The sequence below is a fragment of the Candidatus Polarisedimenticolia bacterium genome, assembly GCA_036001465.1.
Taxonomy (GTDB): Bacteria; Acidobacteriota; Polarisedimenticolia; order Gp22-AA2; family Gp22-AA2; genus Gp22-AA3.
In genome coordinates this window covers 1-22,218 of the sequence record DASYUH010000066.1, presented here as the reverse complement: position 1 = coordinate 22,218, position 22,218 = coordinate 1, and the positions used below count along the sequence as shown (strand labels likewise).

Genomic DNA, 22,218 nt, shown 5'->3' with positions numbered 1-22,218 from the left:
CACAAGAATCATTAAATTGACGTGTGCCATGTCAGGGCGCGCCGCCATTCCCCTGTCCCGGCCCCAGTCCGAGGCCGCGGAGCCACCACCCGGCGGGGTGAAGACCCCCCGGATTGGATCGCTTCCCTTTCCCTTCGTCGGGTTCATGCTCTGTCTCGTCGTGTCGGGGACCAGCGGGCTCATCTACGAGGTCGCCTGGATGCGATCGCTCGAGCTGGTCTTCGGGGCGACCTCGTTCGCGGTGGCGACCGTCCTGGCCGCGTTCATGGGAGGGCTCGCCTGCGGCTCCGCCTGGATGGGCCGGGGGGCGCACCGGCTGGAGCGCTTCCAGCCTCTCCACGTCTATGCCGTCATCGAGTGCCTCATCGGCGTTTCCGGGCTCCTGGTCCCGGTCCTCCTCCAGGGTCTCGTTCCCCTGTACCGCCTGAGCTGGACGCACTTCCACGAATCGTTCGCGCTGTTCAGCCTGGGGCGACTGGCACTGTGCGGGTCGGTCCTGCTGCTGCCGACGGCCCTGATGGGGGCGACGCTCCCCCTGGCCAGCCGCGTGGCCGCCGCCGGGGGCCGGGCCGAGACGGGCAGGCGGATCGGCTTTCTCTACGCCGCGAACACCTTCGGGGCGGTCCTCGGCAGCGCCGCCGCCGGGCTCGTCCTGCTTCCTTCCATCGGACTGAGACGGACGGAATGGCTCGCGGTCGGGCTCAACCTCCTGGCCGCCGGAGGGGCGATCCTGGTGGCGCGATTCCGGCGCGGCCCGGATCCGGGGGACGCGGAACGCCGCGGCGCAGAACCCGGACCGGCGGCGGACGGCGTGCGGCAGGCGGCGGGGGTCGGGTCGGACGGCGCGCGGGCCGACCGCACCCTCATCGCCCTCTATGCGATCTCGGGAGCGACCGCCATGGCCTACGAGGTCGCCTGGAGCCGCCTGCTGGTCCTGGTCCTCGGTTCCTCGACGTACTCGTATACCATCATGCTCACGACCTTTCTGCTCGGTCTCGCATCGGGGGCGTGGATCGGAGCGCGGCTCATGAAGAGGGGCGCACCCGTGCTGCTCGCGGCCTCGCTGGCGCAGGTGCTCGTCGCCCTGACGACGTACCTGGGGCTCTATCTCGTCCGCGAGCTGCCGTACCTCTACGTCCTGGCGCACGATCGGCTGCAGCCCTCGGCCAGGGGGCTCGTGGGCGTGCAGCTGGCGCTGGCCGCCGGGGTCATGATCCTCCCGACTCTTGCGCTGGGGGCGATGTTCCCGATCACGCTCGGCGGCCTGAGCCTCTCGCGCGAAGGGGCCCCCCGTGTGGTCGGCCGTGCCTATGCCTGGAACACGCTCGGCGCCATCGCGGGATCGCTCCTTGCCGGCTTCTGGCTCGTCCCCCGCCTCGGCAGCCGCGGGACGATCCTGGCGGGGATCGTGACGAGCGCGCTCCTGGCGCTCTGGGGCCTCCTCGCGGCGCGACCGGCCCCGGCCGCCAGGCTCCGCATCCTGTTCGTCTGTGCTGTCGCCGCCTTCGTGGCCAACGCCATCCTGGCGTCGCCGGCCCTGCCTCCCGAGATCCTGTCCAGCGGCGTGTTCCGCTACGCCGATCGATACCGGGGCGTGGACCGGCGCCGGTTCCAGGAGGAAGTGAAGGCCAACCACGGCGAGATCCTGCTCTTCAAGGAGGGGCTGACCTGCACGGTGACCGTCTTCCGCACGACCAAGGCGCTGAGCCTCCTGGTCAACGGCAAGCCGGACGCCTCGGTGCCTCCCGGCCTCGCCGAGCCGTTCCCATGGATGAAGGCCGCTCGGGCGGGCGATCTCCCGACCCAGGTGCTGGTGGCCCAGGTCCCGATGCTCCTCGCTCCGCGGGCCGAGCGCGTGCTGGTCGTGGGGCTGGGAAGCGGCGTGACGCTCGGCTCGACACTCAGCCATCCGGCGGGCGCCATCGACTGCGTCGAGCTCGAGAGCGCGGTCGTCGAGGGGAGCCGGTTCTTCGACGCCCAGAGCGGCGCGCCCCTTCGGGATCCGCGCGTCCGGCTGGTGGTGAACGACGCGCGCAACCACCTGCTGCTGAGCCGGGAGCCCTACGACGTGATCATCTCCGAGCCGTCCAACCCCTGGGTGGCGGGAGCCGCCAGCCTCTTCACCCGCGATTTCTTCAGCCTGGCCCGCTCGCGCCTGGGCCCCGATGGCGTGTTCTGCCAGTGGGTGCAGCTGTACGAGCTGACGGCCGAGGACTTCCGATCGATCCTGAGGGGGTTCGCCTCGGTCTTCCCCGGAGTGCACGTCTTCCGGATCGCCTCCGACGCCATCGTCATCGGCACGAACGGCCGCGCCCCGTTCCCCCTCGACGCCATCCTCAGGCACGCCAATCCGCGCGTCCTCGCCGATCTCGAGCGGATAGGCATCCGCACTCCCGACGATCTCCTGGCGCATTACTGGGTCGGCGGCCAGGAGCTGCGCGCCCGCCTCGGGCGGGGGCCGGCGAACACCGACGACAACATGCGGATCGAGTTCGCCGCCCCGTTGCGCATGCTGTCCCGCCGCAAGGCGGAACAGGAGGCGCAGGCGCGCGAGCTGGCCTCGATGTTCGCGGACGGCACGACCGGCATCGCGCGGCAGGTCCGGCTGCCGATGGATCAGGGGCTCCAGAGCCTGTTCTGGGCCCGGCTGGCCGCCGCGGCGGTGGCGCAGGGCTACCCCGACGTCGCCGGGGTCTATGCCGGGCGCTCCCTGGCCCTGAAGCGGAATCCCCTGGCCGCGCGGGCCGCGGGCGAGGCGCTGGGGCTGGCCGATCGGCAGGACGAGGCCCGCGCATGGCTCGCCGCCGCGGCCCGCGATTTCCCGCAGGACGCGGGCCTCAGGCGCGCCCTTCTCGAGCTCGGGAGAACTGCGGCAGACTGGCCCGCGGTGCGCCGGCACGCGCAGGTTCTGCTCGATCGGGACCCGGACGATCGGACGGCGCGCCTCCGCCTCGGGGAGAGTCTCCTGCGCCTGGGCGATCCCGGCGCCGCCCTGCTCGTCCTGACTCCCCTCGCGCCGGCGCGCTGGAACAACGGGGTGGCCGGAGCCGTGGCGGGGGACACGGAGTTCGACGACTTCGCGTACCTGCTCGGAGCGGCGCTCCACCTGAGCGGCGATTCGGACGCGGCCGTGGCGCCGCTGCGGGAGCACCTGAGAGCCCATCCCGCCGACCGCGCGGCCCGCACGCTCCTGGCGGACGCGCTCGGGCGCGCGGGACGCCGGCCGGAGGAGGCCGCCGAGCGCCGCCGTCTCGAGCCGGACGCCGCGCGCAAAGCGGCGGACAGGCTGGCGCAGGCGCGGAGCGGGTGGAGCTTCACGCCGCCCGACCGCCTGATTGCGCTCCTCGAGGATGCCCGGGCGCTCGATCCCGCCAACGACGAGGTCCCGCCCCTCCTCGCGCGGGCCCGCGCCCTCGCGGGGGACCGCGGCGCGGCGGCGGCCATCCTGGAGGACTACCTCGAGACGCACCCCGACCGCCCCTGGGCGATCGGGTTCCTCGGTGAGCTCGAGTCGGCGGGGAGCGACCCGGAGAGAGGACGCCTCCTGGCCGAGCGCTACGTGGCGCTCACCGGCCATGCGTGGGAGCCTCTCGGACCCTAGCCGGGATTTCTCAGCACTTCATTCGGATCGCATGTCGCGCGAGTGCGACCCGGCCTGAATTCAGGAGTCGGCGCGTCAACCCTCCGCTCGTTACGGTACCAGACCCCGACGTCCTTCTTCCCGAGCCTCCACAGGATGCCGAGCGGCGCCTTGCCGCAGCAGGACGCCAGCTCGCCGTGCTCTCCCAGGTAGTGGTGGAAGCGGCACGCGCAGATGCGATTGTCGAGCCCGTTGCCGCCACGCCGCGAGCGATAGACGACGTGATGGTCGTCCAGGTTCTTCCGCGAGGTGCAGCCGGGGGCGCTGCAGCGCCATCCGGCGCGGGAATAGACCGGATCGCCGGGGCGCTTCGGGGCGCCTGCGCGGGCGCTGGCCGAGGCGCCGGCAATGCGGTGTGGCGGGTCCCAGGTGTGGACGAAGTCCTCGAGGAGAGCCAGGAGGCCGACCCAGGCCGGCAGGCGGCGGGAGCGGACGGAAAACGTCCGGGCTGCCACCATGGACGGGGCGGCGTGAGCATCCGGCCACGGCTCGTCCCAGGGGACCGAGTCGGTCGTCTTCGACAGCCGTTCCCGGAATGCTTCGATGACGCCGAGGAAATCACCGGCGAGCTCGTGCGGCAGGCGGAGGCGGAGGAAAACGTCCGGGCTGGGTCGCTCGGCGGCCGCGGTCCCGAAGCGCTGCACCCGCTCGCGCGCGGTCCCCGACTCGCGGCGCAGCGACTCGTGCCACGCGGCGTCGTCCAGCGGCTCCGGCCGGACCGCCCCCGCGAGCCCGGCGGCGCGAAGCGAGCGGGTGCGCCCGAGCGCCCGGGCTTCATCCCGGAGACGCTTCACGGTGGCCTCTTCGGCCCGCGCGACCCAGGCCCGCTCGAGGTCGGCCGCAACCGGGCCGCGGCCGAGAATCTTCAGAATGAGAAGCGTCGCCTCGAAGCCGATGCGACCCGCTTCGCAGGCCGCGCGCAGGACCGGGAACTGCCGCAGCGAGCGGACCGCCCGGACCCGGTCCTCCGCCGAGGTGCGCGAGACGCCAAGGCGCTCTTCGGCGTAGTGCCCGACGCCCGCGAAGCGGAGGAGCGACCAGGCGCCGCGCTCGGCCAGGTCGGTCAGCACCATCGCCAGGCGGGCGACAAGTTCTTCTTCGAGAACCAGCAAGGCGAGGATCTGGCCGTCGAGCTCGGCCGCGCCACCGGTCCCCGCGACGCTCTCGACATCCCGAAGACGCGCCAGGCTGACTCCCGCCAGCGCCAGGGACCAGGAGGCGGGGGAAGTCGAAGGCAGGTGGCTCCAGTTGTCGGTCGAGCGCGCCAGGGCGGTCTCCACGACCGCGGGATCGGGGGACACCTTCATGGGCTGGCAATCGGCGTCGGGCGGGAAGCCGGCGGAGCAGGCTTCCCCCACCAGCGCCTCGACGAAGGAGGTCACGCTCGCCTCGCGCCCCTCGACGCAGCGGTACAAGTCGACCACCTCGTCGAACGCCGCCAGGAGCGGGGACGGCAGGGGGATAGTCACAAGGGCGCGGTCGGAGAGATCGTCCAGCCCGTCATCGGGCGGGCCCTCGGTATCCGCGGCTCGCTGTGTGTCGTCCTCGGGCGAGGCTTCGCTATCCAAAGTTCGGGCCCCTCCATCCGCCGGCCAGTCCGACCCGGCGGCGCGCGCCGCCCGGACCGAATCCCGCAGCGCGCGGATAGGGACGCGCCGCGCCAGAGCGACCCAGACAGCCAGAGAATCGGCGGACGCGATCCGGGCGACGAGAAGCGCCGCCACGCGCCCGAGGGAACGGCCGCCGTCGTCTCCCGTCAGGGCATCGGCCAAATGCGGGAGAGCCTTGAGAGCGCGCCCGAGCTAGGCGCAGTCCTTTACCCACCGGCCCGAGCGTCCGAATCGCTCGCGGGCATGATCCTCCACCCGGGCGAAGCCGAAATCGGACCAGGCCTGCCGCTGCACGAACGCGGCCGCCGCACGCGCCAGGGGAATCGCGATGCGATCGAGCCCGGCCCGCAGCGACAGCGCCAGGGCGTCGGCCTGGCGAAGAGACCGCTCGACCGGGTAGGCGCTCGAGGCTGATGCGGCCGGGGTGTCAGCAGCCGGGGTGTCAGCGGCCGGGGTGTCAGCAGCCGGGTCGTTGCCGGACTGGACGTGATAGGCCGGCGCATCCTCCCTGCAGACGAAGCGGCGCGGGGCCGCGATTTTCGCCGGCTGGATGCGCGCGAGATCCGCGCGTGGAAGGTCGGCGCGCGCGAGGTCGATGGGCGGGTGATCGTCGCGTGGGCGATCGGCGGGCGGGTACAAAGAATGATGCGATGCACGCAAAGCGGCGGCGGAACGCATAGTGTAAATATAGCGTAATTCAATTGGATTGCAAGCGAAAAGTTAGAGATTTTTTGTCACGCGCAAAGCCTGATGCGCGCCGCACGCGCCATGGCGATTCGCGTCGATCGCGACCGCGTCGATCGCAAGCACACCGAGCGCGATCACCCCGGGCAGGTGTGCGAGCCTAGGGAGCGGCCCCCACCTCTACGGTGAGAAATCCGGTCCAGGACCGGGCAAGGACCCGGTTCCCGGGCTACTGGGCGACGACGAAGAGGATCTTCTGGCCCCTGAGGGCCGACTCGTTCAGCACGGTGACCTCCACGGTGCCGTCCTCGGCGAAGCGGACGCCGATGTCGCGCCCTTCCTTGAGGAAGGTCGGGACGACCCGCACGTCCCGGATGTGGTCGATGCCGAACTGGCTGGGCTTGAGGGTGATCGATTTCGTCTTGGTCAGGTCGATGTTGTTGGCGAATTTCACCTCGCCGATGTTCTCCACCTTGTTGACGGTCTTCAAGACACCCCGGGCGCGCAGGCGCTCCTCGAGATCGGCGTCGTACCAGACCGAGTTCTGGTGCTCGGACAGCTTGGCGCTGGTGACCCGGTAGTTCTCCTCGGCCTTGCCCTTCTCCATCTCGAGCTGGGAGACGGTCGATTCGAGCTGCGCCTTCTTGGTCTCGAGCGCCTCGATCTCCTTCTGGAGATTGTCGCGCATCTCCTCCAGGATGGCCTTCTCCCCCTCCAGGTTGGTCGCCTTGGCGACGGCCACCTCGCGCTCCTGGATCAGCTTCATCTCCTTGGCGCGGACCAGGGCGAGGGGGCTGCGCTTGGCGTCCCCCTGCTCCACCCAGGTCCCGAAGAAGTCCTTCGCCGGATCGTAGTAGAAGTGCACCTTCATCCCCTTGTCCATGCCGGTTTCGAGGATGTTCAGGCGGGAGACCAGCTCCTTGGCCCGGCTCTCCGGGACCCCCTTCTCCTTCGCCAAGTACTGGATCGCCAGCTTCATATGGGTGTCTCCCGGCTTCACCACGACCCCGTCACCGGGGAGGAGCGTCTCGAGCTGGGACACCTTGTTCTGCAGGTCGCGAATCTTTTTCATGTCTTCGACGACCTGCCCCAGGATCCCGCGGTACGAGGGGTCCTTCTCGTTGCGCACCAGCTCGTCGAGGGCCTGCTCCTCCTCGGCGCTGAGCCCCTGGAGGAAGACCTGCGAGAAGGAGACCGGCTTGCGGCCGATGGTCTCCATCTTCGAATTGAACTGCTGGATGCGACCGTAGATGTCGCGGGTCTCGCTGTCGATCGAGTCGCGCGCCGTCTTCAGCTCGACCAGCAGCTTCTCCATGTTCATCGGGATCGGGCGCTCGGTCAGCTTCTTCGGGAACATCGCGAAGTAACCAAAGTACCCGCCGACCCCCAGTCCGGCCGCGACCAGGACGCCGCCCAGGAGCAGGACGAGCTTTTTATAATTGCGCTTTGGCTTCTCGTCGGGAAGCTTGATATCCTCAACTGGGTCGTCGAACAGACTCTGCATGAGCGAGGCCCTCTCCTGTGCGAAAGTCCGCAGATTGTAGCGTGAGAGGCAGGACGGTGCAACCGGTAATGCGGCCCCCCGTGCGGCGTTCATGCAGAACAGCCGCCGCGGCGCTCGTCCTGGGCGTGGCGCTGGCCCTGCACGCCATGCCCGCCGCGGGCGCCCCCGCCGGGGAGCCCCCTGGCCGTTCCGGAGCCATCCCCGGGGGTTCCGTGTCCCTGGTGCTCGGCCCCGACGGCCGGCTGTATTCCTGGAGCGCCGGGGCCCCCGGGCTCGGTCCCCTGCCCGCCGCGCTGGCGCGGATTGACCGGATGACCGTCAACGACATGGCGGTCTCCGAAGACGGCAGGAGCTGCCTCGTCCTTCCTGCCCTGGCCGCGCCCGGCCCCCCCGATGGGCGGGCGTCGAAAGGAGCGCGGCGCCCGCACGCCGAGGGAGTCGCAGTCCTGATCGCAATCGGAGACGGGCCCGTTCCCGCCCGGATTCTGAGCGAGATTCGCTTCGAAGGCGAAGGCCGGCAGGCGGTCCTGTCCCGGGATGGCACGCAGGCCTTCGTCGTGTCGAGCCGCGCCACCGCCGACGCCGCCCCCGGACAGGCGCGGACCTGGATCCACCAGCTCGACCTCGAGTCGGGCAAGGTCGTGGCCTCGGACCACGTCGACGATCTTCCCTCCGCCCTGACGCTCGACCCCGCGGGGACCCGCATCTATCTGGCCTATCCGGGGCGGATCGTCTCGTATACGACGCGGCCGCTGGCGCTGTCCTGGCACTACCGCTCGCCGGGGGCGAACCGCGCCGTCTGCTTCCGGCCCGGGAGCGCGATTCTCTATGCCGTCCGCACGAGGGAGATCACGCTCTTCGATCCGGGGATCATCGCCGCCCGCCTGCCGGAGGAGCGGCGCAAAAACGCGGACGAGGCGACCGGTGTCATTCCGGTCCCATTCGACGCCGATTCGCTCACATTCTCCCGAGGCGGCCGTGTCGCCGCGGTCCACGGCGGCGGCAACAGCCTGGTGTTCGTCGATCTCGATGCCAGGCGCGTCCTTTCAGCGGTTGGTGCGACATTCGACGGGGAGGCGCGCGCCATCAGGCCGATCGCCTTCGGGGAGGACGGAGGCAACCTGCTGGTCGCGACGTTCCCGCAGGGAAGGGTCGTCGAGGTGGGATTTCCACGGGACGAGATCCCTCCGATTCCGGAGCCCGCGCCGTCGCCGTCTCCCACCCCCTCGCCGTCACCGACACCAAGGCCGTTCCCTTCCCCTTCCCCCACTCCGACTCCGCCGCTGCCCGGGCCGACCCCCCCCGTGCCGCCACCGCCCGCACCGGAGCCGTCCCCCCCCTTTCCCATGCCGACGCCCACTCCGCCGCCGCCCATGCCGACGCCGACCCCACCGATCCCGCCGCCCGGTCCCGGGTCGGGTCTCGCCGGCCGGATCACCGGCCGGACCGAGCTCGTGAAGGCGGTGGTGATCTACGGACCGGACAGCATCATCCGGGAGAGGGGGAGGGTCGTACCGGAGAGCGACGGCACGTGGAGGGCGCCGTTGCCGCCACCCGGCTCCTATCGGGTCGTTCCGGTCGGCGAGGGGGCCCGGCCGCTCCGATCCGAGCCGCACTTCCAGACGGTGCAGGTCGTGGACGGGGCCCGGACCGACATCGATTTCAGGATCCTGGGAACGGACTGAGAAGCCAGCCCAGCATCCTGAAAGGCAGGAACAGGATGAAGAAGACCAGCTTCACGACCATCGCGACGAGGAACAGGGCGAGCATGATCGGCGCTGCGATGAGCGCCATGATCCCCACCAGCACCGCAAACAGCAGGACGAGCCCGGCAAGCGTCGTCATGGGTTCTCCTCAGCGCAAGACCGGTACGAATGGCATCGTCAGGACCCCGTCTGCCAGGGGCGTCGGGCCTTTCTCGATGAAGTCCTCGACCTGGCCGCGGAGGCTCATGAAGGGGGTGCGCACCTCCTCACCTCCCAGGATCTCGAGCAGGAAGTTCTTCTTCTCCGGCAGGACGACGAGCTGCACCCGGCCGTCCGGCGGGAGCTTCGCCTCCTCCAGCGCCAGGCCGATGGCGGTCGTCAGGCCTCCCAGCTGGTCCACCAGGCCGAGCCGGAGCGCGTCCTCGCCGGACCAGATCCGGCCCTGCGCGATGGCGTGGACCTCGTCGTACGTCTTGTGGCGGCCCTTCGCCGCCTTGGTGACGAAGTCCTTGTAGATCCGATCGAGCCAGCCCTCGAACAGCGCCCGTTCCTCGGGGGAATACTTCGAGCCGGTCGAGAAGAAGGTCGCGTGGCGGCCGCGCTGGACGGCGTCGAACGTGATGCCGACCTTGTTCCAGAACCCGGTGGTGATGAGCTTGCCTGCCAGGACGCCGATCGATGCGGTGATCGTCGACGGCTCGGCCACGATCTTGTCGGCCGCCATGGCGACGAAGTAGCCTCCCGAGCCCGCGACGTCCCCCATCGACACGACGAACGGCTTCACGCCCTTGGTCAGCTCCACCTCGTGGTGGATCACGTCCGAGGCGATGTAGGAGCCGCCCGGGCTGTCGACGCGGAAGACGATCGCCTTGATCGACGCATCCTCGCGCGCCTGCTTGATCGCGGCGGCGGTCGTCGTGGATCCCATGCTCATCTCGCCGGTCATGGGATTGGAGTCGTTCTCGCCGCGCGACACGCCCCCCAGGCCGTAGATCAACGCGACTTTCGGCCCGCTGGTATAGAAGCGCCCCGCCTTGAGGTACTTTCCGACTTTGATCAGGGGCAGCGACCCGCCGTTCTCCTCCTTGAGGCGTGCCTCCATCTCGTCGCGGTAGCCGAGCGCGTCGACGAGCTTCGCTTCGAGCGCCCGCGGGCCGACGTAGGGGCCGTTGTCGATCAGGGCCTCGACCTCCGCCTCGCTCATCTTGCGGCCGGCGGCAATGCCGCGCTTGATCTGCCCGAACACCGCATTCACCAGGGCGTCCATCGCCTCGCGGTGCGGCTCGTTCATCACCTTGTCGGTGATGGTGTTCATGGCGTTCTTGTACTTGCCGATGTGGTCGAAGTCGGGAACGATGTCGAGCTTCTCGAGCGTCCCGCGGACGAACGGCACTTCGGCCCGGATGCCGGTGAGGTTGATGTCTCCGGAAGGGCCCAGCCAGATGCGGCCGCATGCCGTGGCCAGGTAGTAGTCCCGGTTGCCCGGCGAGAACTCACCCGCCGTCTCGAGGTAGGCCACGGCCCATTTGCTGCCGCTCTGGAAGTCGGTGATGGCGTCTCGCAGCTCCTGCAGCCTGGCCGACCCGACGTCCGGCCCGTCGATGGTGACCAGGAGCCCCTTGATCCGCTTGTCGTCGCGCGCCAGGCGCAGCGCCTCGACGTAATCACGCATCGTCAACTTCGGCTCGCCCAGGATCTGCGCCAGGCCGTTGACCGGAACGTAGTCCGGGATCTCGTCGCGCAGGACCAGCTCCAGGACGCTCCCACTTGCCGGCTGCTGGGACATCCTCAACATGAAGGCGACCACCACGAGGGCGCCGACCAGGATGCCGACGATCACCAGTGCCTTCCTGCCGCCCTTCGTCATTTCAATCCTCCGACCGCCTCGACGGTGCGCCCGCGTCCCGCGCCCGTGATGAGCGTCATGCCAAAGTAAAGCACGGTTCCGAGCGCGATGCCAGTGAGCCCCCAGACCACCTCGTTCCCCTTGAGGGCGCAGAGCAGGGCCACGATCGCGATCGACGTGAGCACAGGGATGATACGGCCGCGGGCCCCTGCGGGTTCAACCCCCCGCGCGCCGCGCAGGCAGGCAAGGCAGCAGGCCAGGTAGACCAAAAGGCGCGTCCCGGCGCTGATGGCCGCCAAGGTGCTGTAGGCGCTGGCGATGGCCAGAACGGTGCCGATCGCCCCCATCAGCAGGGTCCCCTTCACCGGGGTCCTGAAGCCTTCGTGCAGCGCCCCCATCCACACCGGGACCTGCCGGGCCTGCGACATGGCGTACAGCAGGCGCGTCCCTCCCACGAGGCTGACGAGCGCGCAGCCGGCCATCGAGGTCGCGGCGATGACGGTCATGGCGTACCGCCCGGCCTCCCCCGCCATCAGGCCGGCGGCGGTCGCCAGGGGGGCCTGCTCGGACGCCAGCCCCGGCAGCATGCCGGTGGCGACGGTGTGCACAAGCAGGTAGATGGCGCAGACGGCCAGGACGGTGGCGATCACCGCGAACGGCATGTCGCGCCGCGGGTGCAGCGACTCTTCCGCCGGCACGGTCAGGATCTCGAACCCGGAGAAGACGAAGATGAGCAGCAGCACCGAGCGCAGGAAGCTCACCGGGTCGACCGGCGTCAGCGTGAAGTTCTCGGCGTGCAGGAAGAACAGGCCGCCGATCCCGAGGATCACCAGGGGGACGACCTTGGCGAGGGCGAACAGGTTGGTCGCCCCCGACGTCTGCCGGATGCCGATCGAGTTGATCGTCATGATCAGGGCGGCGCAGGCGGCGATCACCGCGGCGCGGCCGATCGGGTTCGCCGCCCAGGGCAGGAGCGCCCCCAGGTAGCGCGCGAAGCCGTTGACCAGGTTGGCCATCGCCGTGAGCCGCGCCAGGCAGAAGAGCCAGCCGACCTGGAAGCCGGCGAACTCCCCGAAGGCGCTGCGCACATAGAGGTACGGCCCCCCCGAGGTCTCGTAGCGCGACGCCAGCGACGCCAGCGCCAGGCCGACGCCGCTGATCACAATGCCGGCCACGATGTAGGCGGCGATGCTGGCCGGCCCGACGAGCCCGGCCACCTCGGCCGGCATGATGAAGATGCCGCCGCCGATGACCGAGTTGATGCCGACCGCCACGAGCCGGAAGCGCCCCAGGTGCCGCAGCGGCGCGACGCCGGACGAGGGGGCGACGCCGGCCGCGAGGCTGCCAGCCGCCGGGTCGCTCACCCGCGCGCGGCCGCGAGGCAGGTCCCGCACTCGCACATCGGGCGCAGCCTGTCGAAGGTGTAGATGCCGGTGGAGTGTCCGTCGCTCCAGGTGATCTGCAGGCCGTAGCGCCCGACCGGCTTCACGCCCTGCACCCGGATGTCGGCCGGGATCGAGGCGGCCACGAGGCGCTTCTCACCCGACCACTCGTCCTCGCACAGGGCGCACTTGCAGGCGAGGCGCAGATGGGCCGGCGTGTAGACCGCCTGGTGGCCATCGCTCCAGAGAATCGACAGCCCGCCGTCCGGTGCGATCTCGACCTTCCGTGGCTCGCTCACAGCCGATTCCCTCGTCCGCGACCTGCCTGCGCCGACGCTCACGTCCTACTTAGCAGCTCGACGCCGAACACCGCGCCGCTGACGACTCACCCGCGTCGTGCGCTTGTATCGCCGCTTTTTCAACAGCTCTTCCAGATCTGCGTCTCCAACCTTGATCGACGCGCCGAGTTCCTTCTTCCCGCGCTTCGCCATCCAGGAGCGGACAGTCGTATGAATGCTTCTGCTCATGCCCTCAGTCGGTCCAACGCTCCCGCTCAGCCGCGGGCCCCGCACGTGCCGCCCGCCGTCGGCTGCAGCGGGTAGTTGGATTGTCCCCTGACTTCGAGCTACGAGGCCTTGCGCCGTTGTTTCCGCGCGATGGCCGTCAAGGCCCGAAGTGCCTGGTTGACCGATCGCGAGTCTCGAAACACCCGCGCCACGTCTGGCTCGAGCACCACGACATTGCTACCCGCCGCGTATCGGCGTGCATACTTGCCGCGTACCCCACCCGAGAAGTCGTATTCACGCAACATGCCTGCCTGAGGACGCTTGACTCTATGTTTCTTCATACTTCCTTTTCTCGCGCCTCGCGGCCGGCCGCGCGCTGATGATTCGGATACGGTGCCCCCTATCGACGTGGACGACCACGATGATTCGACCCTGCCGGGAGCGCCCCACTATTATGAACCGTTGCTCGTCTGTCGAGTGCAGAGGATCGCTGATGGTGACCGAGAGCGGGTCCCCGAACACCGTTGCCGCCTCCTCAAAGCTGACGCCGTGCTTCCGGACGTTGACCCGGGCTTTCGCGGGGTCCCACTCGAACTCCAGCGCCACTACAACCCTCCATAACGAGAGTTATCCGCCCGGCTTCGGGGCGGCGGCCCCCACCGTGGCGCCCGGCGGGATCGGGATCTTCAGGCGCGTCAGCTCGCCGTTGATCACCTGGGCGAACTCGTCGAACGGCTTGGCCCCCGACAGGAAGCGGCCGTTGACGAAGAAGGCCGGCGTCCCGCTGGCCCCCAGCGACTTGGCCTCCGCCGCGTCGGCGTCGATGGCCGGCTTCGCCTTGGCGGAGCTCATCGCCTCCTCGAATCGTTTCACGTCGAGCCCCAGGTCCTTGGCGTGCTGCACGAGGTCGGCGCGCGACATCTTCTGCTGGTTGGCGAACACCTTGTCGTGGTACTCCCAGAACTTCCCCTGCTCGTACGCCGCCATCGATGCCAGCGCCGCCGGCATGGCGTTCGGGTGGAACGGCAGCGGATTGTTCTTCCAGACGATGCGCACCTTGTCGCCGTACACCTTCCGGATTTGATCGAGGGTCGGACCGACCCTCGCGCAGAAGGGTCACTGGAAGTCGGAGAACTCGACGATGGTCACCGGCGCGGCCTTCGGCCCCACGAACGGCGATCCCTCGGTCTTGAGCGTGTAGACCTTGTCCGGATCCGGCCCGCTGGGCCGCGCCTGCGCCCGCGCGCCGCTCTCGATCTTGGTCCCGAGGGCGGTCATCCGCGTCTCGAGCTGGGTCAGCCGCTCGTTGAGCGCCGTGCGCTGCTGCCGCGACTCGTACCAGTCGGTGCCCGTGATGCCGATCAGGATCGCCACGCCCGCCAGGGTCGCCGCCCGCATCGTCCCGGCCGACACCGCCGTCGGCCGCTCGAACGACGGCCCGCGCCCCGGGTTGTTGGGAATCTGCTTCGCCATGGTGTCTCCGTATCCTCCGAAAGTGCCCTATGTTACCATCCTCTTTAGTATCGCCCGCCAACCTGGGGAATATAAGGAGGTCTCCCATGGCCGACAAGCTCCGTCGCGTTGACTATCACTACGTCCACGCCCCCGACCGCCCCGGCGAGGGGCATCGCATCCTGGCGGCCGTCCAGGCGGCCGGGGTCAACCTGCTATCCATGACCGCCTTTCCCGACGGCAAGGGGCAGACCCAGATCGACTTCGTGACCGACGACACCGCCGGTCTGGCCAAGGCCGTCAAGGGGCTCGGCCTGTCGCTGAGCCCCCGGCACCAGGCGTTCTTCGTCCAGGGCTCCGACCGGCCCGGTGCCGCCGCCGAGTGGTTCAAGAAGCTCGGCGACGCCGGCGTGAACGTGCACGCCGCCAACGCCGCCTGCTCGCCTGGAGGGTTCGGGATGATCCTCTGGGTCAAGCCGGAGAGCTACGAGAAGGCGGCCAAGGCGCTGGGGGTGTGAGGGGCGGGCTGGGAGGACCGGCCGTAAGCTGACGGGTTGGCTGCGTTTCGGGCACAGTGCTGCGAGTCGGGATTGCCGTGATTGTGAGCCTAGACGGCAGCTCGCTGGGTATTTTCGGGTTATGCCCCAGGATCTTGGTGTTTTGCGGAACTGTCTAATTACTGGTTGGGTGGACTTGAGGTGAAAGGGAAAGTGACAAGTCCGCGCCTCCGAGCCGACTTCAACGGCGTGTTTGGGGACCTGCTGTGCCTCTCGCACGGTGACTCCGCGCGTGACGAAACGAACGCCCACGTCCCGCTATCGGCCGGCATGGACGCCATCGCGTTTGACGAAGACACGGACGAGCAGGGTCGACCTGACAATCTAATAGCAAGCGGTGTGGTTGAGCCGACGCCGCAGTGGTTGCAGTGTTCTGGGTCCAGGTGGGTGCTTCGCATCGACGCTCATGTGGTGCGTCATGAATCCGACCTGGTCGAGGGTGACGGGGCATGAGCGCACCGTCGCGCCTGCCGCTGAGGCCGAGCGGAAGGCCCCGAACTCACGCCGTCAATCAATCTCTACTGGGTTAGCGCCCAAGGAGGCCCATGATGATCGCGATACTCCGCACCGCGCTTCTCGCCGCGTTGGCAGCCGCTTCCATCCCGGCGGTCGCGGCAGGGTAGGACACGTCGACCGACAGCCTCCTTCGCCGAATAGAGCTCCTCGAGCGCGCGAACACCGACCTCGAACGACGCGTACGTGAGCTGGAGTCCCTCATCAAGAGTGAGCCATCGAAAGGCCGGCCTGTCCCGGCGTCGACCAGATGGCGGGACCTGGCGAACTGGCGTCAACTGCGCCACGGGATGACCATGGATGAGGTCCGAGCGTTGCTCGGCGAGCCCGAGAGAGTGGAGGGCGGGCCTCTGACCTACTGGCGCTGGGCCGACGCCAACGTCTACTTCATTTCCGATGAGCTTAGCGGCTGGTCGGAACCTAAACGGTAGGCCCCAGACGATACGACTAGCACAATGCTTAGGCGACTGGCATTGTGCATACGGCGGTGGTAGGGGGCCGATGCGGGGTCAGCACGCGGGAAGGCGGAGTGAACTGCTGATGGGCGCTAAGAGCACCCGAGGCGCCGGTCGTGACGCGGACGGCCGCCGAGCTCGACGCCATCGCGAGGAACAATCCGTTCCTGCGCGACGCGGCGGACCCGAGGACCCTGCACGTCGTCTTCCTGGCGGAGCGTCCCGGCCGTTCGCGGGCGGCACTTCTGGATCCCGATAGCTCGCCGCCGGATCGATTCGTCCTGCGCGGCGGCGAGATCTACCTCCTGTGCCGGAACGGACTCGCGCGCAGCAGGCTCACGGCGCAGTATTTCGACTCGACGCTCGAGACCACGAGCACCTTCCGCAACTGGAACACCGTCCTGAAGATGCTCGAGCTGGCCCGCCTGCCGGCGCGGTCCGGGTGAATCTCTTTCAGTCCTCGCTTTCGATCTGGCCGCGGATCTCTCCGCCCGTGTGCTTGCTGGAGTGGACGTTGGCGTAGGTCACGTTCTTGTCGATGGCGCGCAGCAGCTCGGCGAACTCTCCGGTCGTCAGCCCCTGCCCCGACGGCCCGACGATATCGGCGCCGGTCACGGTGCGGCTCACGCTCCCCGCCCGCGGCCCGGGACAGAGAGGCGTGCCCTCCGGCCCGTTCGCCAGATTCGAGCAGAGGAAGACGGCGATGCCGCCGTTCACTCCCCGCTGGCCCAGGTGGATGTGCGACTGCAGGACGTCCCCCTCGAGGTCCTCGTACGAGATGGTGTAGGTGAGGGCCGTCCCATCCTCCGAGATCGTGGCGCGGAAGCTCCCCCGCCCCGTCGAGGAGACGGAGGGGGGCTCTTCGAACCCTTTCAAGGTGGCCCTCAGCGTCCGGCCATTGTCGTCCGCCGACACCGGCGCACCGACCGTCCCGACCAGCAGAAGACCCGCAAGCAGCCATACGATTCCCACACGCGTCATGTGCTTCCTCCTTTCCGCTCGGATGAGCGATGAAGTGGTTCCGCCGGCAGCTTGAATCTTCCGCCCGCCCCGGATCGGTGACGAAAGTCACCTTGTCGCGACCGAGACGCGGGCGATGTATCCTGCGGGATGGTTCCGGAGGCCGGACATGAACATCACGATTCAGGAAGGTGGACAGATTCACGGAGGACCACGACCCAGAAGCCGGAGACATGGAGGGTCTCCAGAACGGAGAGGTTGCCGCCCAGGTCGGGAGGCTGCTCGGCTCCCCAGATGACGAACCGCACCCGCCTGGCTCTGAGTTCAGCGGCAGCCTCGGAATCAACCGGACCCGTCAGCGGGACGATATCCCGTCCGCCAATGGGATAGGAAAGCTGGCCGAGAACCAGAGACCGGCTTGCCAGGCATCCCTCTTCCCGACATGCTGGCCCCAGAGCGACCGCATCGTGGCTCGCTACGATCTCGTCGAAAATGGTTCCCCGTGTCTCTGGAAAAACGTAGTTCGACTTCCAGCGCCAATTGGCGGGGCGCAAGAGCTCAACCGGATGGAGCGGTCTCGGCCCCGGGTAAGCTCTGCCGAGGATGACATACTCCGATCGTCCCCCTTCATAAACCAGGAGGGAGAGGCACGCGACCAGCCAGATCCGTGGCAAGCGCCCTGACCTGGCGGAGCGAATGATTTCGCTCAGCGCCCACGCGAAACAGGGAAGCCCGAGTCCATAAATCCAGACCGTATATCTCGCCCACCAGTTCATCGGCGTCACCACGAACCCGATGCCTGCTGCGATCCCTGCGACCAGGGTGGGCTGGAGGCGGGCCCGAAGACCTCGCTGCCGCACGCAGCGAAAAACGATCAGGCCCATGGAAGGAAGGCAGCCCAGCAACCAGAGATACCCCAGACCACCCTCGCGGGAATCAACCCCCAGGATCGTTCCGGGCCACCGCTTCCAGCCCTGGGTCCAGTTATTGAAGACCCGTCTGCCGGCCGACCAGGGTTTCATGAAGTCGGGGGTGTTGATCTCTTGCCGGATGGCCTGCGGGATCGCGAGGCCGGGAAACACATCGTGCCCGGCGACCGCCACGCCGACGGGATACAGCGGGCTCCCGGCCTTCAGCCAGTTGCGCAGATACCAGTAACCGCCTGTCGACAGTCCGCAGGCCAGGGCCAGGGAGAGGAAAAGAGAGCTCGCGACACGGGATCCCACGCGCGGCAGGATGAACAGGCAGGCGATCCACGCTACTCCCAGGCCGGTGCCCGCCAGGGCCCAGGAGGAAGCCTTGGCCCCCAACATGAGTCCGATGGCGCCCCCCAGCATCGGGATCGCTCGCCAGGGTGGACAGGAGCTGGCACCCAGGCGGGACAGGACGTAGGCCAGGGCGGCGAAGAATGCGATTGCACTCGCGGAGTAGGCAACGTCGGTATAGGTGGTGATGGACTGGAATTCCACTACCGGTACCAGCAGGAACGCGCTTCCGGCGAACAGGGCCATCTTCGGAGTCGCGCCCAAGGTCGTCGACAGATACGCGATCCCCAGAACCGCGAGCAGCACATACAGAAGATTGCTCGTGGTGGCCATCCGGTCGCTCCGGAAGGCTTCCACCATCACGAAGGACACGAGCTCGACCCCCTTAGGGTAGCCGTTCATGAGCGGACTCAGGGGGAAGCGCGGATCGATCCAATCCAGGTGCCCCTTGCGCGCCCACAAGTGGATTGTGGGCAGATGATAGCTGAGGCCGTCCCATGAACGCTCCGGCGCCACGAGCGCGACAAACCAGGACAAGAAGTAGACGAGGAACGCGAAAAGGGTAAGGGTCCCGGTCAGGCCGAACGCGGCGCCCGGGGTCGGCTCCGGAACACTCGCGAAAGAACCGGTCTCTTCCAGGAAGCAGCCCGCAAGGAACCCGGCTACGATCGAGAGGAGGAGAATTCCGAGCGCGGCGCCTTGCGAGATCTGGATCTGCGCCAGACTGAGGCTGATCGTCAAAATCTGGATGGAACTGAGGAAGGTGATACCCCCGGAGAGAGCAGTCAAGCACTTCCCTGGTGTGATGATTCTCACTGGAGATACTCCACGGCACGAGTGTACATCGGTGGTGGCGTTACGCTGCGGTTCCAGCGGCGAGCCCTGACCACCACGGCTCCCCAAGCGCGACCCGGACCCGGACGATGTATCCTGCGCGATGGTTCCGGAGGCCGAAGATGAACATCACGATTCGGGAAGCGGACGCGTCACGCCACGCGCGGGTGACCCGCGCCTGGTCGAGTCCTTCGCCATCTACGCCAACGGAACCTACGGCGTGATCAACGAGATGTACGTGGCCCCGCCGTTTCGATCGCAAGGCGTCGGCGGGCGCCTGATCGCCGCCGTGAAGGACTTGGCCGCCCGACGCGGCTGGGGCCGCATCGACGTGACCGCCCCCGAGTCCCCCGCCTGGGACCGGACCCGGCGCTTCCACGAGTCCCAGGGGTTCGTCTTCACCGGCCCGAAGCTGAAGTTCGTGCTCAATCCGGGACGGACGGGCGCCTAGCTGCCACTGCAGCGCGATTGGACGAGGACTTACATTGTGCATGAACCCGAGGGCGGAAGCCGCTCCTCGGGCAAGGCTCCGCGTAGCCTCCGGCAGGCTGCCTCCAGAGCTACAGGTGTTCGTCCAATCGCGTGAGCACCTCGAGCAGGCGCTCCAGGATGGCGGAGGGCGGTTCGTGCCCGAAGTTGTGGAGAACGAGCTCCTTCGCATACAGCCGCCCGAGGTAGCGCCGGCGGCGAGCGGGATGCGGGCGCGCGACTTGGTAGTCGGAGTGGGCGGAGTTCACCTCGAGCTTCCCCGAGGCCCCATTCCAGCGGGAGCGCCACGTCTCGCCCGCCGCGTGCACGAAGACCGGGGGCGGAAACGCCCGGCGCGCCGCCTCCGCTTCCATGAGGACGTCCGCCTCGGCCGACGCCTCGCGCGTGTGTGCGTCCCCGGCCCCCTGGCGCACGCGCACCGCAAGCCTGCCGCGCCCCGGACAGCCCCCCGCCTCGACGATTGCCCGGCCGCCGGGCTCGACGATGAGCGATGCCGCACCGGGAGAAAGAGTCCAGGCGTACTCCAGGCCACGGTCGATCTCCGGCACGGACCCGCTCTGGATGACGAGGCCCGAAGCGTCGAACGCGATGGCCGCCAGCCGGCGGCGCCGTCCGATTGCGACGCGCACGATTGCAGGCCGGATGACGACTCGCTCGAGCGGTCCGGTGAGCAGTGCCGGCTGCATGATCGGCTCCGCTTCCGCCTCTTCGGTCGCTCCGTCAAGCGCCATGCCGGCGGTCGCCTCGCCGGCCTCGGGTGTGACCCCGGGACGATCCGCCGCCCTTTCCAACTCGTCCTGTGTGCCGTCCCTGCCTCCGGGCACGGCGTCGGGGCCCCCGGGGCGCCCCTCTCCTCCGCCCGCGAATGGGCGCCGGCCGTCGGCGCCGAACCAATCGTAGTCCCCGGCCGGAAGGTCCTTGAGAAGGCGCGCGAACGCCGACTGCAGCTCGCGCACTAGCGACCGCCCGGCCTGTTCGTCGCGCGCTTCTTCTTCGCGGCGCAGCCGCTTCAGGAGAATCGGCTCCACCCCGCGAACCGCGTCCACGAAGGGGTGATACGAGGCGTCCGGGGCGAACCCCTCGCGCGACGCCGGCGCAACCCGGAAATCGGCGTAGTCGAGCGCGCCCTCCAGCCTTCCCGTGGACCAGGGCTCGCGTGCGAACTCCGGTAGCGCCGCGATGTCCTGGCAGACGCGCGTTCCGAGCCGATAGAGCCCCACGGCCGGCCGCTCCGCGCCCGGAGGCGCCTCCGCAGCGAGGTAGATCTCGGCGCGCACCGGCGGGTGATCCGCCACCGGAATTTCGCCGATCTCGACGATCCGCTCGCCGCGGAACACCGCCGGGCGCACCTCCAGTGTCTTGGAGGGGGGCAGGCGGTCCTCGAGAACGATTGTCACTCCCTGTCGCCGGATCCGCTCGCGCAGCTCCTCGCCGAGATAACGCTGCAGCCTCTCCGCCGTCAGCCGGCTCTGGACCTCGCGGTGGACCTCGTGGATCGTGACGTCCACCCCCGGCCCCGTGCGGCCTCCCAGATTGCGGCGGCGCTCGTAGGTCCTGGACCCGCTGCGCAGGATCATCATGTGCGGCGGCGCCTCTCCGGTCTGCGACACCATCTCCAGCTCGCGGCCGATCGACCAGAATCCCAGGAGCCCGATGCCAAACTCCCCCTGGACACCGCCGCGCTGGCGCTCGCCCAGGCGCCGCTTGAGGGAGTCGCAGATGTGCGTCGCGACATAGTCAAAGTCCGGGATGCCCTCTTCATTGAGCGGCACCCCCCGTCCGTCATCCGAGACCCGCAGGAAGACCCGGCCGCGGCGGCGCCCGCGCGTGATGATGATGCGGGTCGCCCCGGCGTCGATGGAGTTCTCCACCAGCTCCGCGACCGCCTTCTGGGGATTGGCCTGCGAGCGGGCGATGATCTGGATCGCCGTCCACTCGTCGCCGATCTTGAGGCGGCTGAGCGGCTTCGCCCGCCGCGGCGCGCGCCGGGTTCCCTGTCCGGTCTGCGGTTTCTCGATCATGCGGCCACCCGGCCCGCTGGCGAGGGCGCTGCCTGTCGCTGCTTGGGGGAGCGCCTCCCACCTTAGCGCAGGCCGGCGCCGGGCGTCAACGCCGCACTACGCCAACCGACTGAGAATCCTATGGCGAATGGTACTCTTACGTAATGCGACCCCTCCGGTATTCCATCAACGTCACATTGGACGGGGGCTGCGATCATCGTGCAATACCCTCAGACGAAGACTTGCATCGTCACGCGGCCGAGAACCTCGACCGGGCCGATGCCCTCCTCTTCGGCCGGGTGATTTACCAAATGATGGAGGCCGCGTGGCGGGCGCCGGCGCCGACGGGAGCGAGGCCTGATTGGATGGAACCTTGGATGGAGCCCTTCGCCCGGACGATCGACGCGGCAAAGAAGTACGTCGTGTCCAGCACCCTGGACCGGGTCGATTGGAACGCGGAGCTCGTGCGCGGGATCTGGGAAAGGCCGTTGAGCGGCTCAAGCAGGAGCCGGGTAAAGAACTGTTCGTGGGAGGCGTGAAGCTCCCGCAGGCGTTGGCGGAGCTGGGGTTGATCGATGAGTACGAGTTCGTCGTGCACCCCAGGCTAGCGGGGCATGGGCCGACGTTGTTCGCAGGCTTATCGAAGCATGTCGACTTGAAGCTCGTGAGCCGGCTGGAGTTCGGCTCGGGGGCCGTAGCGATGCGGTATGAGCCGAGAAGGTAGCCAGTGGGCGTATTAGCCCGAGTCGGCCGTATATGAAACAACTCGGGTCAGGCCCGCCGATCCTACCAGGCGCATCGCATCATTGCTGTAC

The 22,218-nt window shown here is 68.6% G+C and carries 17 protein-coding genes and 2 pseudogenes; 6 read left to right on the top strand and 13 right to left on the bottom strand.

Annotated elements, in window-relative coordinates; genetic code table 11:
• Positions 1-97: 97 nt before the first annotated feature.
• On the top strand, positions 98-3,601 hold the full coding sequence (locus tag VGV60_13010; protein ID HEV8702185.1) for a fused MFS/spermidine synthase: 3,504 nt from the start codon (positions 98-100) through the stop codon (positions 3,599-3,601).
• On the opposite strand, the gene VGV60_13005 is transcribed toward VGV60_13010, so the two are convergent.
• From VGV60_13005 to VGV60_12995, 3 genes are all read right to left on the bottom strand, one after another.
• Positions 3,598-5,412 (bottom strand): HNH endonuclease signature motif containing protein, encoded by a 1,815-nt coding sequence (locus tag VGV60_13005; protein ID HEV8702184.1) that lies wholly within the window; start codon positions 5,410-5,412, stop codon positions 3,598-3,600. The two genes, VGV60_13010 and VGV60_13005, sit on opposite strands and share 4 nt — an antisense overlap.
• Before the next feature lie 30 nt (positions 5,413-5,442).
• Positions 5,443-5,928, bottom strand: a complete 486-nt coding sequence (locus VGV60_13000) for a hypothetical protein (GenBank protein ID HEV8702183.1) — start codon at positions 5,926-5,928, stop codon at positions 5,443-5,445.
• A gap of 235 nt (positions 5,929-6,163) precedes the next feature.
• On the bottom strand, positions 6,164-7,438 hold the full coding sequence (locus VGV60_12995; GenBank protein HEV8702182.1) for a hypothetical protein: 1,275 nt from the start codon (positions 7,436-7,438) through the stop codon (positions 6,164-6,166).
• An 80-nt stretch (positions 7,439-7,518) separates the two neighbouring features.
• Here VGV60_12995 and VGV60_12990 point away from each other — a divergent pair, with 80 nt between their 5' ends.
• Positions 7,519-9,123 carry a hypothetical protein gene (locus tag VGV60_12990; GenBank protein ID HEV8702181.1) on the top strand — a complete coding sequence of 535 codons (1,605 nt, stop codon included), beginning with the start codon at positions 7,519-7,521 and terminating at the stop codon, positions 9,121-9,123.
• On the opposite strand, the gene VGV60_12985 is transcribed toward VGV60_12990, so the two are convergent.
• The 7 genes and pseudogenes from VGV60_12985 to VGV60_12955 form a co-directional block, all read right to left on the bottom strand.
• Positions 9,101-9,283, bottom strand: coding sequence for a hypothetical protein (locus VGV60_12985; GenBank protein ID HEV8702180.1), 183 nt, complete (start codon positions 9,281-9,283; stop codon positions 9,101-9,103). The genes VGV60_12990 and VGV60_12985 overlap by 23 nt on opposite strands.
• 9 nt (positions 9,284-9,292) lie before the next feature.
• Entirely contained in the window at positions 9,293-11,011 is a 1,719-nt protein-coding gene (gene sppA / locus VGV60_12980; protein HEV8702179.1) for a signal peptide peptidase SppA, read from the bottom strand.
• The gene (locus tag VGV60_12975) at positions 11,008-12,384 is read right to left on the bottom strand and encodes an APC family permease (GenBank protein ID HEV8702178.1); all 1,377 of its coding nucleotides are present in this window, start codon (positions 12,382-12,384) and stop codon (positions 11,008-11,010) included. The genes sppA and VGV60_12975 overlap by 4 nt, the downstream gene beginning before the upstream one ends.
• Positions 12,351-12,671: a DUF971 domain-containing protein gene (locus tag VGV60_12970; protein ID HEV8702177.1), complete on the bottom strand. Its 321-nt coding sequence runs from the start codon at positions 12,669-12,671 to the stop codon at positions 12,351-12,353. Before VGV60_12970 ends, VGV60_12975 begins: the two co-directional genes overlap by 34 nt.
• A gap of 534 nt (positions 12,672-13,205) precedes the next feature.
• Entirely contained in the window at positions 13,206-13,478 is a 273-nt protein-coding gene (locus VGV60_12965; GenBank protein ID HEV8702176.1) for a BrnT family toxin, read from the bottom strand.
• Positions 13,479-13,505: 27 nt separating this feature from the next.
• Positions 13,506-13,982, bottom strand: a pseudogene (locus VGV60_12960) (DsbA family protein).
• 12 nt (positions 13,983-13,994) lie between these two features.
• Positions 13,995-14,351 carry a hypothetical protein gene (locus VGV60_12955; GenBank protein HEV8702175.1) on the bottom strand — a complete coding sequence of 119 codons (357 nt, stop codon included), beginning with the start codon at positions 14,349-14,351 and terminating at the stop codon, positions 13,995-13,997.
• Positions 14,352-14,437: 86 nt separating this feature from the next.
• On the opposite strand from VGV60_12955, the gene VGV60_12950 reads away from it, so the two are divergent.
• Both VGV60_12950 and VGV60_12945 read left to right on the top strand, forming a co-directional pair.
• Entirely contained in the window at positions 14,438-14,848 is a 411-nt protein-coding gene (locus tag VGV60_12950) for a hypothetical protein (GenBank protein ID HEV8702174.1), read from the top strand.
• Positions 14,849-15,971: 1,123 nt separating this feature from the next.
• Complete coding sequence (locus VGV60_12945) at positions 15,972-16,301, top strand: DUF1697 domain-containing protein (protein HEV8702173.1); 330 nt, start codon at positions 15,972-15,974, stop codon at positions 16,299-16,301.
• A 7-nt stretch (positions 16,302-16,308) separates the two neighbouring features.
• Here VGV60_12945 and VGV60_12940 read toward each other — a convergent pair whose 3' ends face one another.
• Positions 16,309-16,836 carry a CHRD domain-containing protein gene (locus VGV60_12940; GenBank protein HEV8702172.1) on the bottom strand — a complete coding sequence of 176 codons (528 nt, stop codon included), beginning with the start codon at positions 16,834-16,836 and terminating at the stop codon, positions 16,309-16,311.
• Positions 16,837-16,991: 155 nt separating this feature from the next.
• Positions 16,992-18,896 (bottom strand): hypothetical protein, encoded by a 1,905-nt coding sequence (locus tag VGV60_12935; protein ID HEV8702171.1) that lies wholly within the window; start codon positions 18,894-18,896, stop codon positions 16,992-16,994.
• Positions 18,897-19,017: 121 nt separating this feature from the next.
• Here VGV60_12935 and VGV60_12930 point away from each other — a divergent pair, with 121 nt between their 5' ends.
• On the top strand, positions 19,018-19,365 hold the full coding sequence (locus VGV60_12930) for a GNAT family N-acetyltransferase (GenBank protein HEV8702170.1): 348 nt from the start codon (positions 19,018-19,020) through the stop codon (positions 19,363-19,365).
• Positions 19,366-19,474: 109 nt separating this feature from the next.
• Here the strand turns inward: VGV60_12930 and VGV60_12925 are convergent, their stop codons facing one another.
• Positions 19,475-21,424 (bottom strand): ATP-binding protein, encoded by a 1,950-nt coding sequence (locus VGV60_12925; GenBank protein ID HEV8702169.1) that lies wholly within the window; start codon positions 21,422-21,424, stop codon positions 19,475-19,477.
• A 143-nt stretch (positions 21,425-21,567) separates the two neighbouring features.
• Between VGV60_12925 and VGV60_12920 the strand changes: the two are divergent.
• Positions 21,568-22,127: pseudogene (locus tag VGV60_12920) on the top strand (dihydrofolate reductase family protein).
• The last annotated feature ends 91 nt before the right edge of the window (positions 22,128-22,218 follow it).